Raw genomic sequence first — 12,174 nt, forward strand, 5'->3', positions numbered from 1 at the left:
TTATGGGACCAATTAATGCCCATCGCCCCTGTCGCGTTTCCACCCACGCTTACCGGCATTGAGCTGGACCCGAATCACGGCTTGAGCAAGCAGCTCTATGAGATTTTGCGCCAGCAAGTGCTGGATGGGCGCTTGAGTGGCGGCATGCGTCTGCCAGCCAGCCGCGATTTGGCGCATTCACTGGGCGTCTCCCGTAACAGCGTCATGCGGGCCTATGACCAGCTATATGCCGAGGGTTTCATCGAAGGGCGCGTTGGCGACGGTACGTATGTTGCGCAGCTGTCTGAACGAAGCGCTGCGCCTCGACGGCCTAGCCGTAAAAAACTATCCACCAACTTACCCACAGGTGTATCCACAGGGTTACACACAGGTTTGTCCACAATTGCGGCAGAAATGCCGTCGAATTGTTCCGATGAAGTTATCCACAACCCGACACGCGTGCTGCTTGAAAAGCATCATCTGCACGAGCCGCCGACTGGACGACCGCGGGCCTTTCGGGTAGGGGTTCCGGCCTTCGATCTTTTCCCGTTTGCCTTGTGGGCCAAGCTTTATGCGGCCTTTTGGCGCAAGCCAGACCTTGCTCAGCTCGGTTATGGGGCTGCTGCGGGGGACTCGCGGTTACGCGAATTGATTGCGGTCTATCTGCGTTCATCGCGTGGGCTACATTGCAGCGCTGAGCAAATTGTGATCACTAGTGGCGCGCAACATGCCATCAGCCTTTGTGCACAGTTGCTTTTGACGCCAGGCGATAGCGTTGCTGTGGAAAATCCAGGCTATCGCGCGGCGGGTCATGCGTTTGCACTGGGAGGTGCGCAATTGCACGGTGTGCCTGTGGATAACGAGGGCATGCGTTGCGCTGACCTTGAGCAGGCCAATTGCAGATTGGCGTATGTGACCCCTTCGCATCAGTACCCGACTGGCGTAGTCATGAGCCTGGCACGGCGCCTGGAATTACTGGCCTGGGCCGAGAGGCACCAGGGCTGGATTGTCGAGGACGATTACGATGGTGAGTATCGGTACAGCGGGTCGCCATTGGCCCCGTTGGCTGCGCTCGACCAGAGCGGTCGAGTGCTCTATGTCGGCACGTTCGGCAAAATCGCCTTTCCGGCGCTGCGCCTCGGGTATCTGGTTCTGCCTGAGCAACTTGTCCGCCCGTTCAGCCGGCGCAAGGCGGTAGACATGCGCCATACCGAGATTGGCGTGCAGGCGGTCATGGCGCAATTCATTGCGTCGGGGCACTTTCAACGACACATCCGTCGTATGCGTCGCGCGGCGCTGAGCCGTCGTAATGCGCTGCTGGATAACTGGCCTGCCGACATAGCTGGGTGCGCTGTAATGCCCAGGGTGGTTGCAGGGCTGCATGTGATGGTCAAGGTAGACAGTGTCGCGCGTGAGCAGGCACTGATTGCCAAGGCTGGCAGCGTCGGCGTCGAGATGAATGCCTTGAGTGATTACTGGCTGCCCGATTCCAGCGAGCCTGTGGATAACCGCGCCGGGCTGGTGCTGGGCTTTGCCGCAGTGCCCGAGGTCGAGATTGCCGAAGCATTGAACAGGCTGCGCAAGGCCTGGTCCGAGTAGTCCCGCTGGCAGGCGTATAATCTGCACTTTCTGTTACTTGTCCTGAGATACCCATGAACAACTCTCTTACTGCAACACCCGGACGCAAGTTCGGCGCGCCGCTGGCTGCGCTGTTCCTGCTGCTGATGGGCGCTCAGTTTCTGCTGCTTAGTGTCGGCACCCGCCAGGTAATGCTGTGGATCGTCGGTGCAGCGCTGGGCGTGACGCTGTATCACGCGGCATTCGGCTTCACCTCGGCGTGGCGGGTGTTTATTCGTGAGCGCCACGGTGCGGGTTTGCGGGCGCAAATGGTCATGCTGGCGGTGGCCGTGGTGCTATTTTTTCCTGCGCTGGGTGCTGGCACGTTGTTCGGTCAGCCCGTTACCGGACTGGTCGCTCCGGCCGGAATTTCGGTCGTCGTTGGTGCGTTCATCTTCGGTATCGGCATGCAACTGGGCGGTGGCTGTGCGTCCGGTACGTTGTTCACCGCAGGTGGTGGCAATGCACGCATGCTGGTGACGCTGCTGTTTTTCATCCTCGGTTCGTTGATTGCGACCCATCACGTTGACTGGTGGTTTGCTCTGCCTTCGTTCCCGGCAGTTTCGGTGGTCAAGACCTTCGGCGTGCTGCCTGCGCTGGTGGTGAATCTTGCTTTGTTCGCCTTGATCGCTTTCATAACCGTGAAGCTCGAAAAGCGGCGTCATGGACAGCTTGAAGCGCCGCTCAGCACTGATCACCGTGGGCTCAGCCGGGTGCTTCGCGGGCCGTGGGTTCTGGTCTGGGGCGCTGTCGCGCTGGCGCTGCTCAATTACGCAACACTGGCGCTGGCGGGGCGTCCGTGGGGCATCACCTCGGCGTTCGCGCTGTGGGGCGCGAAGGTGGCCAGTGGTCTGGGTGTGGACGTCGGCAGTTGGGTGTTCTGGCAGAGCGCGGCGAACGCCAAGGCGTTGGCGGCTCCGGTGTGGGAAGACGTCACCAGTGTGATGGACATCGGCATCATGCTCGGTGCCTTGCTGGCGGCAGGGCTGGCCGGCCGTTTTGCGCCGAGCCTGGACATTCCCACGCGCTCGCTGGTTGCTGCGGTTATCGGCGGGTTGCTGCTGGGTTATGGCTCGCGTCTGGCCTACGGCTGCAACATCGGTGCGTACTTCAGCGGTATTGCTTCGGGCAGCCTGCACGGCTGGCTGTGGCTCGTTGCAGCCTACGCCGGTAACGTGATCGGCGTCCGCTTGAGGCCGATTTTCTTCGCTGGCGAACGCCCGCAAGTGGCGCTGACTGGCTGCTGAGGAAGTCTGTAACCCCGAGATAAAGCGGGTCGTTTGCGAACCATCTGCCGGTTTGGCATTCAAAGGCCATGCAGCAGCTGTGAGCCTGCGATTCGCTTATTTTTCGATGGGGTAATTCTTTTGCAGCAAACGATCATTTCGAAAATCCGTTTTCTCGGCAAGACCATCGGTTATGTGGGTTGGTCGCTTTTCTGGTTGTTGATCTGGGATGTGATCGTCACGGTCGACTTCATGCTGTATCTGGAGCGCAAGATTACATTGCCTTCCATGCCGTTGACCCTGCTGGGCTCGGCACTCGTGGTCCTCACCAGCTTTCGTAATTCCAGCGCCTACAACCGCTGGTGGGAAGCACGAACGTTGTGGGGTGCGCTGGTCAACAGTTCGCGCAGTTTCGCTCGGCAGGTGCTGACCCTGGTCGAGGATGACGCCGGGATCAACCCGGTCAAGGCCACGTTGTTGCGTCGCCATGTTGCCTACGTGAAATGCCTGTCCGCGCACCTGAAAGGCGCCAAGTGTGGCGACGAGATTCAGATGCTGATTCCCCGCGAGGAATTCGAGCGCCGTCACGACACCAACAATTTCCCCAACGACCTGCTCAATACCTCCGCAGCGCTGTTGGCCAAAGAGTATCAGGCGGGGCGGCTGGACAGCATTCGTCTGGCGCGTCTGGAGTCGACCATGGTGGACATCTCCAACTGCCAGGGTGGCATGGAGCGTATTGCCAACACGCCATTGCCTTATCCGTACGTGGCCTTTCCGCGCCTGTTCATCACGCTGTTCTGCCTGATCGTACCGATTGGCCTGGTCGAAACCCTGGGCTGGTTCACGCCGCTGGCATCAACCGTGGTGGGCTTCATGCTGTTGGCCATCGAAAAGATCGGCACCGACCTGCAGAGCCCGTTCCGTGCCAGCGAACATGAGATTCAGATGACGGCGTTGTGCGAAAACATCGAGCGCAATCTGGATTCGATGCTCAGGGGCGCGCAGGAAGAAAGCAAGGCTTCGTAAAGAGGGTGAGGCGTTGCGCGTGTGCAGAACGCCTCGGTTAACGCAAAGATTGCAGCTGCTTAACGCAGCTCGCCACACAGGTCCAGTTCGACCAGTCGCCTGACTTCCTCGGTCGTCAGGCTTGCCCCCAGCAGTGCATGCAGTTTGCCAAGCGCTGCCTCGCGGGTCATGCCGCCACCGGAAAGCACGCCTGCACCACGCAGGCGGCTGCCCGCTTCGTAGACATCCAGCTCGACACCGCCTTCGTGGCACTGGGTAATCGCGACAACGCAGATACCAAGTGCTCGTGCATTTTCCAGGCTGGCCAGAAACTGCGGATCATCACTTGGCCCTGTGCCGCTGCCGAAGCATTCAAGCACCAGACCCCGAATACCGCTGTTGATCAGACCGTCCAGCTGAGCTGCGCCGACGCCGGGAAACAGTGGCAATACAGCGACCTCTGCCAGCGTCTTCGCCTGCCGGTAGTTCAGTGCATCGGGTAGCGAAACCACTGCATGACCGCCACGCGAACGTTGCAGCGGTGCGAACGGTTGACGACCGAAGCTGCGAATTTTCGCGCAGCGCACAGGCGTCATCAGTTGCCCGTGGAAATACAGCTGAACGCCTGACACCAGACCCGAACCCAGCGCCAGCAGGGCACCGTTGACGTTTTCCCAGGCATCGCTGTCCTGAACGCCAGCGGGCAGCATCGAGCCGGTGAACACTACGGGAGCATGGAAACCCAACAGCTGGAAGCACATGGCCGCCGCGCTGTATGCCAGGGTGTCGGTGCCATGCAGCACCAGAACTGCATCGCAGCCATCGACCTCCACCGCCTCAATCACCGCCTCACGCAGGCGCAGCCAGTAGGAAGGGGTCATGTTAGCGCTGTCGATCAGCGGCGACATCTCGCGAAAGCGCCACTGCGGCACCCGCAGTTCCGGGTGCTCGGCCAGTTGCCCGGCCATCCGCGCCTCGAAACCCGAGGCGGGTGCCAGGCCGTTGGCGCTGGCCTGCATGCCAATGGTGCCGCCGGTGTAAAGAACCATGACGCTCTGAGCGGGTTTATGTGCATGATCAGTCATGGTTGTTCTCCGGCGTAAGGTCGCGTTGGTTATCGTGCTTCGGGTACAGGCTTGGCTGCCGCTTCGGCGTCCTGTGTCGACTGACGGGTCGGATTGGCTGGCCATGCGCTGCGATCCAGGTCCAGATCAGGGAACTGGCTGGAATCGAACACCGGAGTCTTGATGCCAGCCCGACGCTGCGAATCGTAGTCGTTCAGAATGCGCTTGACGACTTTGAACAGCATGGCGAGTGCGATCAGGTTGACGAACGCCAGCATGGTCATGGTGATGTCGGCGAATGCCAGTACATCTTTCAGGTCGACGACGGCACCCCACATGATCAACACCAGCACCGCGATACGGTAGATGATGATGGTCTGGATCTTCTCGCCAAACAGGAACCGCAGGCTGTTTTCACCCAGGTAGTAGTTGTAGAGAATCGAGGTGAAGACGAACAGTGCCAGCGCCACGCTGATGAAGATTCTGCCCCAGTCACCGACCACTGCGGCCAGCGAGTTCTGCGCCAGAACGATGCCGTTGCCGTCGTAACCGATGTCGTAGATACCGGACAGCAGGATCAGCAAGGCGGTGCAGGTGCAGATCACGAAGGTGTCGAGGAACACGCTGAACGCCTGAACCACGCCTTGTGCAACCGGGTGCTCTACATGCGCAACAGCGGCCACGTTGGGCGCGCTGCCCAGACCGGCTTCGTTGGCGAACACGCCACGCTTGACGCCCATCACGATGGCGCTGCCGATCAGGCCTCCGAATACCGGGTCAAGACCAAAGGCGCTTCTGACGATGGTCATCAGCATGCCGGGAACGTGGTCGATCTGCAGAACGATGACGTAGATGGTGACCGCGATGTAGATCAGGGTCTTGACCGGAACCAGCAGGTCGGAAATTGCCGCGATACGCTTGATGCCGCCGACGAAGGCCAGACCCAGCAGCACGACCAGACAGATGCCGGTGGTACGGGTGTCGATGTTGAACGCGCTTTTCAGCGAGTCGGTCACGGCGTGGGATTGCAGGCCGTTGAAGGCAAAACCGAAGGTCACCAGCAACAGTACGGCCATGACCATGCCTAGCCAGCGCTTGCCCAGACCGTGCTGGATGTAAAACGCCGGACCGCCGCGGAACTGCCCTTCGGAATCCTTGCGTTTATAGAGCTGAGCGAGTGAACACTCGATGAAGCTGCTGGACATGCCGACCAGTGCGGTGACCCACATCCAGAATACGGCGCCCGGACCGCCCAGCGTTACGGCAATGCCGACGCCTGCGATGTTGCCTGCTCCGACGCGGCCCGCAAGGCTGAGCATCAGGGCCTGGAATGAACTCAACTGACCTGCGCTGCTGCGCAGACTGTCGCGAAAAACCGAGAACATGTGGAAAAAGTGTCGAAACTGAACGAAACGCGAGCGGATCGTGAAGTAACTACCCAGGCCAACGATAAGTACGATCAGTACCTTACCGGAGAGAAAGTCGTTAATCATTTCCAGCATTTTTGTTATTCCTCGCTACTTTTGAGGGGGCGCACTATACCGGTGCAAAGTTTTTACGTCTGTAGTCGCTTTCTTGGACGTCTGATTCTTCATTCGCGACGATGAATGAATACTTCCACGGATTACTCCGCCAAAGTGGGGTGCCGAAGGCTCTGGGTCCAGTGTCAGAGCCCTTTGCTGCGGGCAAAAAAAAGGGTCTGGAGAATCACTCCCAGACCCTCAAAAAATTGAGGGGTGTCTAGGCCCTCAATCTGGTGAGCTTGGTGCGCAGGTCATTTCCTGTCAGGCCTTCAAGGGGGCCAGACGCGGAGCGATCATGTTTTCCGGGCGCAGGATGTCGTCGAGCATGGCGTCGTCGAGCAGACCTTCCTCACGCACCAGTTCCAGCACGCCGCGGCCGGTTTCCAGCGCGATGCGGGCGATACGGGTGGAGTTTTCGTAACCGATGTAGGGGTTCAGGGCAGTGACCAGACCGATCGAATGCTCGACCAGCTCGCGGCAGCGCTGTTCGTTGGCGGTGATGCCGACGATGCAGTGCTCGCGCAGCATGTCCATGGCGCGCTGCAGCAGGCGGATCGAGTCGAAGATCTTGTAGGCGATCAGCGGCTCCATCACGTTGAGCTGCAGTTGTCCGCCTTCGGCAGCCATGGTCAGCGAGAGGTCGTTGCCGATGATTTCGAAAGCAACCTGATTGACCGCTTCCGGGATCACCGGGTTGACCTTGCCGGGCATGATCGAGCTGCCTGGCTGGCGTGCCGGCAGGTTGATTTCGTTGATGCCGGTGCGCGGGCCGCTGGACAGCAGGCGCAGGTCGTTGCAGATTTTCGACAGCTTGACCGCAGTACGCTTGAGCATGCCCGAGAACAGCACGAAGGCGCCCATGTCGGAGGTCGCTTCGATCAGGTCGGCTGCCGGCACCAGAGGCTGGCCGCTGATGAGCGCCAGACGATCGACCGCCAGCTTCTGATAGCCGGGGTCGGCGTTGATGCCGGTGCCGATGGCGGTTCCGCCCAGGTTCACTTCAGTCAACAGCTCGGGTGCCAGGCTGCGCAGGCGATTGAGGTCTTCAGTCAGGGTGGTGGCAAAGGCGCGGAATTCCTGACCCAGGGTCATTGGAACGGCGTCCTGCAACTGGGTGCGGCCCATCTTCAGCACATGGTTGAACTCTTCACCCTTGGCGGCGAACGCCTGAATCAGGCTGGACAGGCTGGCGAGCAGGGCGTCGTGACCCAGCAGCAGACCCAGACGGATCGCGGTGGGATAGGCGTCGTTGGTCGACTGCGCCATGTTTACATCGTTGTTGGGGTGCAGGTGTTTGTACTCGCCTTTCTCGAAACCCATGGTTTCCAGAGCGATGTTGGCGATGACTTCGTTGGCATTCATGTTGGTGGAGGTGCCAGCACCGCCCTGAATCATGTCGACCACGAACTGTTCGTGGAAGTCGCCGCGGATCAGGCGGGCGCAGGCCTCGCTGATGGCCGCATGCTTGGCGTCATTGAGGTGTCCGAGCTGATGGTTTGCATCCGCTGCCGCCTGTTTGACCATGGCCAGGGCCACAACCAGTTTAGGGTAGTGCGAAAGCGGCACGCCCGAGAGGTGAAAGTTGTTCACCGCTCGCAGGGTCTGGATGCCGTAATACGCGTTGGCAGGTACTTCGAGAACACCAAGCAGGTCTTTTTCGATGCGCGATGATGCAGGCGAGGACATGATAAAAGAAGTCTCAAAAAGGCACGGACAATGCCGGAACGCCGCGAATATTGGGCTTGCCGCCCCGTCTTGACCAATGCTGTTAAACGCTGGCCTATGCAATAACGGCATAATCAGGGTGTGACCCGGATTCCGTTCAGTGCGTAAAGGGGGCAAAATGTCGCACCCTGGCGCTGCTCCGGCCGCCTTGCCAGAGCCGTCTGGTCATGTATCCGCAGCGCGTTGCCGGGCGTCCCACCGGGGTCGCTTGAAACCGGTTGCGTGCAGGGCATGCGCAGTTGCCTGTCGAAGCAGTCATCCATTGTCCGGGAGGACCTGATGAATCTGGAAAGCAAATGGCTGGAGGATTTCAGCGCCCTGGCGGCCACCCGAAGCTTTTCCCAGGCGGCCGAGCGTCGTTTCGTGACTCAGCCAGCGTTCAGTCGGCGTATCCGCAGTCTTGAGTCGGCCTTGGGGCTGACGCTGGTCAATCGCTCGCGCACGCCGATCGAACTGACCGCTGCCGGGCAACTGTTTCTGGTTACCGCGCGTACGGTGGTCGAACAACTGGGTGAGGTCGTGCGCCATCTGCATCATCTGGAAGGTGGGCAGGGCGAGGTGATGCAGGTTGCCGCGGCACACTCCCTGGCGTTGGGGTTTTTTCCGCGCTGGATCGCCCAGTTACGCAACGAAGGGTTGAACATTGCGACCCGGCTGGTGGCCACCAACGTTGGCGATGCCGTACATGCGCTGCGTGAAGGGGGCTGTGATCTGATGCTGGCGTTCTACGATCCTGACGCCGCGCTGCAAATGGACGCTGAAATCTTTCCCTCGCTGCATTTGGGGCATACCGAGATGTTGCCGGTCTGCGCCGCCGATGCCGACGGGCAGCCGTTATTCGATATGGAAGGCGAGGGCAGTGTGCCGTTGCTGGCCTACAGCGCCGGAGCCTTTCTCGGGCGCTCGGTGAATCTGCTGCTGCGTCAGCGCAACCTGCGGTTCACGACGGTTTACGAGACGGCGATGGCCGATAGCCTGAAAAGCATGGCACTGGAGGGGTTGGGCATCGCCTGGGTGCCGCAACTGAGTGTGCGCGCCGAACTGGCGCGCGGTGAACTGGTGGTGTGTGGCGGGCCGCAGTGGCATGTGCCGCTGGAGATCCGCCTGTACCGCTGCGCCCTGGTACGCAAGGCCAATGTGCGCTTGCTGTGGCGCAAGCTTGAGAGTGCGGCTGCACCAGAGTGATCGTGAGGCGGGCCGCTCTTGGCAAGCGGCCCGTACTTGTTCAGGGGAACTCACTCAGGTTTGCCGCGATTTTTTGCTTGTTTTTGTCGCTGTAGACGTAGCAGTTGGCGCGTAGGGATTGGCGGGTTGCTACCAGATTGGTCTCGCACCACCAGCCACCTTTGTAAATCACTTCTGCCAGTTCGTGAGTGCCACCGAGCATATGGCCCAGCTCATGGGCGGCGGCAGGGAACGATTCCATTGAGGCGATACCCGTATGCCCATTGAGGGTAGCAAAGCCAAGCGTGCCTGAGTTCAGTCTGCTTTGCGTCAGCAACAGGTACTTGGTCGTGCCATTTTTCGGCAGGTTTTGCTCGCTCAAATACTGATTGAGTCTGCCCTTCCAGATGGAGTACGTCTGGTCCAGGTTGTCGTTCTTGTACTCAACGTCGGTCACGTCAGTAACGTTGCGAACGAACTGCAGATGCAACCGGCGACCGGTAAAGCTTTCGAGGTCCTTGATGAGCCACGTAAAGTAGTCCTCGGTAAGGCGCTCGTTGCTGGTTTCCTTTACGTCGTCATGTATGAACAGAAAAAAGAACAGCGGGCGCTTCGAAGCGTCATCAGCCAAAGCGGCCTGAGAGAGTGCGAACGCAGCGATCAGCAACAGGGATTTTGCGATTGTCTTGAGCATGTTTTACTCGTCCTTGAGTAGTGAATGGGGTCATGGCCCGAAGCAGGCCATGGACATAATTAATAACAATCGCAGCGTCGGGTAAATCAGGATTGGCAACTGCTGGTGTAGTCCTGACCTGTACCAAAGTGCAGGAAGAATGAGGGGCGTTTCCGAGGTCGTCTGTCTCGGTGGCCCATGCCTGTAAAAACCTCATGCGGTTGGTCGTCCAGGGGGGCTGTCATCCTGGTGCTTTGCGGTATACTGCGCGGCCTTTGGCCGGTTAAATCGGTCACTATTCGTACAACAAGCCACGCCGGTTCCCCCGCGTGGCTTGTTGTTTTCAGACGCGCCTGCGGGCGCCCTATGAGAGGCACGACGATGAGCGCACTGGTTGGCGTGATCATGGGCTCCAAGTCCGATTGGTCCACCCTTAGCCACACTGCCGACATGCTGGAAAAGCTCGGCATCCCTTATGAAGTCAAGGTGGTGTCAGCTCACCGCACGCCAGACCTGCTGTTCCAGTACGCCGACGAAGCAGAGGGCCGTGGCATTGAAGTGATCATCGCCGGTGCTGGCGGTGCAGCTCACTTGCCTGGCATGTGTGCCGCCAAGACCCACCTGCCTGTGCTGGGCGTTCCGGTGCAGTCGTCGATGCTGTCGGGTGTCGACTCCTTGCTGTCGATCGTGCAGATGCCTGCCGGTATTCCGGTAGCGACCCTGGCCATCGGCAAAGCGGGGGCGATCAACGCTGCGCTGCTTTCGGCCAGTATCCTTGGCGCCAAACACCCTCAATTCCACGCAGCGCTGAAGAAATTCCGCGCTGAGCAGACAGACAGCGTCCTGGACAATCCAGACCCACGCCACGCCTGAGGTTTTTCCATGAAGATCGGTGTAATCGGTGGCGGCCAACTTGGCCGCATGTTGGCATTGGCAGGTACGCCGCTGGGCATGAACTTCGCCTTTCTCGATCCCGCGCCGGATGCCTGTGCTGCTGCACTTGGCGAGCATCTGCGTGCCGATTACGGCGACCTGGACCATCTGCGTCAGTTGGCTGATGAAGTCGATCTGGTGACTTTCGAGTTCGAAAGCGTGCCGGCCGAGACCGTGGCGTTTCTGTCGCAGTTCGTACCGGTCTATCCGAGCGCCGAGGCGTTGCGCATTGCGCGTGACCGCTGGTTTGAAAAAAGCATGTTCAAGGATCTGGGCATTCCGACCCCCGCATTCGCCGATATTCAGTCGCAGGCCGATCTGGATGCTGCGGTGGCCAGCATTGGCCTGCCTGCGGTGCTCAAGACTCGTACGCTGGGTTATGACGGCAAGGGCCAGAAGGTCCTGCGCTCGGCAGCAGACGTGACCGATACATTCGCCGAGCTGGGCAGCGTGCCTTGCCTGCTGGAAGGCTTTGTGCCGTTCACTGGCGAAGTGTCGCTGATCGCCGTTCGCGCGCGTGATGGCGAGACCCGGTTCTACCCGCTGGTCCACAACACGCACGACAGCGGCATCCTGCGCCTGTCCATCGCCAGCACTGATCACCCTTTGCAGACACTGGCCGAAGACTACGCCGGTCGCGTCCTGAAGCAGCTGGATTACGTAGGCGTGCTGGCATTCGAGTTCTTTGAGGTCGACGGTGGCCTGAAAGCCAACGAGATTGCGCCGCGGGTACACAACTCCGGTCACTGGACGACCGAAGGCGCCGAGTGCAGCCAGTTCGAAAACCACCTGCGGGCGGTTGCCGGTCTGCCGCTGGGCTCCACAGCCAAGGTCGGCGAGAGCGCCATGCTCAACTTCATCGGTGAAGTGCCGGCAGTGGACAAGGTCATCGCCGTCGAAGATTGCCACCTGCACCACTACGGCAAGGCGTTCAAGGCTGGCCGCAAAGTAGGGCACGCTACGGTCCGCAGCGCTGACCGCGCAACGCTGGATCGCCAGGTGAAGTTGGTTGAAGCGCTGATCAAGGGCTGATCAGGCCTGCGGCTAGCGTGCCGATGCTCCGCGTTGGCATGCAGTTTTCGACACTCCGCGTCCTTTTGCGACGCGGAGCGTCGAAAACTGCATTCCCACGCAGTGGACTGCCCCCCGAAAGTTGGACAGTTTTAGCGCGCCGCCTGAGCCCTGTATTTTACGGGGCTCAAGCCGTTTAGCTTCAGCTTGATGCGGTCATTGTTGTAGTAGCGGATGTACTCATCCAGACC

General features: G+C 59.8%; 11 protein-coding genes. 6 read left to right on the top strand and 5 right to left on the bottom strand.

What is annotated here, in order from left to right; genetic code table 11:
* The first annotated feature begins 15 nt into the window (after positions 1–15).
* From RGM3321_RS22700 to RGM3321_RS22710, 3 genes are all read left to right on the top strand, one after another.
* A complete protein-coding gene (locus tag RGM3321_RS22700) occupies positions 16–1,578 on the top strand; it encodes a PLP-dependent aminotransferase family protein (RefSeq protein ID WP_244394918.1) in 1,563 nt (520 codons plus the stop codon).
* 53 nt (positions 1,579–1,631) lie between these two features.
* Positions 1,632–2,843 carry a YeeE/YedE family protein gene (locus RGM3321_RS22705; protein WP_244394919.1) on the top strand — a complete coding sequence of 404 codons (1,212 nt, stop codon included), beginning with the start codon at positions 1,632–1,634 and terminating at the stop codon, positions 2,841–2,843.
* 120 nt (positions 2,844–2,963) lie between these two features.
* Positions 2,964–3,851: a bestrophin family ion channel gene (locus RGM3321_RS22710; RefSeq protein WP_244394920.1), complete on the top strand. Its 888-nt coding sequence runs from the start codon at positions 2,964–2,966 to the stop codon at positions 3,849–3,851.
* A gap of 59 nt (positions 3,852–3,910) precedes the next feature.
* Here RGM3321_RS22710 and RGM3321_RS22715 read toward each other — a convergent pair whose 3' ends face one another.
* From RGM3321_RS22715 to aspA, 3 genes are all read right to left on the bottom strand, one after another.
* Entirely contained in the window at positions 3,911–4,915 is a 1,005-nt protein-coding gene (locus tag RGM3321_RS22715; RefSeq protein ID WP_054077390.1) for an asparaginase, read from the bottom strand.
* Positions 4,916–4,944: 29 nt separating this feature from the next.
* Positions 4,945–6,396 carry an alanine/glycine:cation symporter family protein gene (locus tag RGM3321_RS22720; RefSeq protein WP_244394921.1) on the bottom strand — a complete coding sequence of 484 codons (1,452 nt, stop codon included), beginning with the start codon at positions 6,394–6,396 and terminating at the stop codon, positions 4,945–4,947.
* A 282-nt stretch (positions 6,397–6,678) separates the two neighbouring features.
* Positions 6,679–8,103 (bottom strand): aspartate ammonia-lyase, encoded by a 1,425-nt coding sequence (aspA, locus tag RGM3321_RS22725; RefSeq protein ID WP_244394922.1) that lies wholly within the window; start codon positions 8,101–8,103, stop codon positions 6,679–6,681.
* A gap of 318 nt (positions 8,104–8,421) precedes the next feature.
* Between aspA and RGM3321_RS22730 the strand changes: the two genes are divergently transcribed.
* On the top strand, positions 8,422–9,327 hold the full coding sequence (locus RGM3321_RS22730; protein ID WP_058402533.1) for a LysR substrate-binding domain-containing protein: 906 nt from the start codon (positions 8,422–8,424) through the stop codon (positions 9,325–9,327).
* Between the two features lie 40 nt (positions 9,328–9,367).
* Here the strand turns inward: RGM3321_RS22730 and RGM3321_RS22735 are convergent, their stop codons facing one another.
* The gene (locus RGM3321_RS22735; protein ID WP_244394923.1) at positions 9,368–10,000 is read right to left on the bottom strand and encodes a hypothetical protein; all 633 of its coding nucleotides are present in this window, start codon (positions 9,998–10,000) and stop codon (positions 9,368–9,370) included.
* A 360-nt stretch (positions 10,001–10,360) separates the two neighbouring features.
* Between RGM3321_RS22735 and purE the strand changes: the two genes are divergently transcribed.
* Positions 10,361–10,852, top strand: coding sequence for a 5-(carboxyamino)imidazole ribonucleotide mutase (purE, locus tag RGM3321_RS22740; protein WP_002555898.1), 492 nt, complete (start codon positions 10,361–10,363; stop codon positions 10,850–10,852).
* Between the two features lie 9 nt (positions 10,853–10,861).
* Positions 10,862–11,944 carry a 5-(carboxyamino)imidazole ribonucleotide synthase gene (locus tag RGM3321_RS22745; RefSeq protein WP_244394924.1) on the top strand — a complete coding sequence of 361 codons (1,083 nt, stop codon included), beginning with the start codon at positions 10,862–10,864 and terminating at the stop codon, positions 11,942–11,944.
* A gap of 131 nt (positions 11,945–12,075) precedes the next feature.
* Here RGM3321_RS22745 and RGM3321_RS22750 read toward each other — a convergent pair.
* Positions 12,076–12,174 (bottom strand): IS3 family transposase (locus RGM3321_RS22750; protein ID WP_244391585.1); only part of this gene is annotated, 99 nt, incomplete at its 5' end.

This window comes from Pseudomonas sp. RGM 3321 (assembly GCF_022836805.1).
Taxonomy (GTDB): domain Bacteria; phylum Pseudomonadota; class Gammaproteobacteria; order Pseudomonadales; family Pseudomonadaceae; genus Aquipseudomonas.

Coding starts and splice junctions, on each gene's coding strand:
- RGM3321_RS22700 (WP_244394918.1), top strand. CDS start 16: ATGCCCATCGCCCCTGTCGCGTTTCCACCCACGCTTACCGGCATTGAG.
- RGM3321_RS22705 (WP_244394919.1), top strand. CDS start 1,632: ATGAACAACTCTCTTACTGCAACACCCGGACGCAAGTTCGGCGCGCCG.
- RGM3321_RS22715 (WP_054077390.1), bottom strand. CDS start 4,915: ATGACTGATCATGCACATAAACCCGCTCAGAGCGTCATGGTTCTTTAC.
- RGM3321_RS22720 (WP_244394921.1), bottom strand. CDS start 6,396: ATGCTGGAAATGATTAACGACTTTCTCTCCGGTAAGGTACTGATCGTA.
- aspA (WP_244394922.1), bottom strand. CDS start 8,103: ATGTCCTCGCCTGCATCATCGCGCATCGAAAAAGACCTGCTTGGTGTT.
- RGM3321_RS22730 (WP_058402533.1), top strand. CDS start 8,422: ATGAATCTGGAAAGCAAATGGCTGGAGGATTTCAGCGCCCTGGCGGCC.
- RGM3321_RS22735 (WP_244394923.1), bottom strand. CDS start 10,000: ATGCTCAAGACAATCGCAAAATCCCTGTTGCTGATCGCTGCGTTCGCA.
- purE (WP_002555898.1), top strand. CDS start 10,361: ATGAGCGCACTGGTTGGCGTGATCATGGGCTCCAAGTCCGATTGGTCC.
- RGM3321_RS22745 (WP_244394924.1), top strand. CDS start 10,862: ATGAAGATCGGTGTAATCGGTGGCGGCCAACTTGGCCGCATGTTGGCA.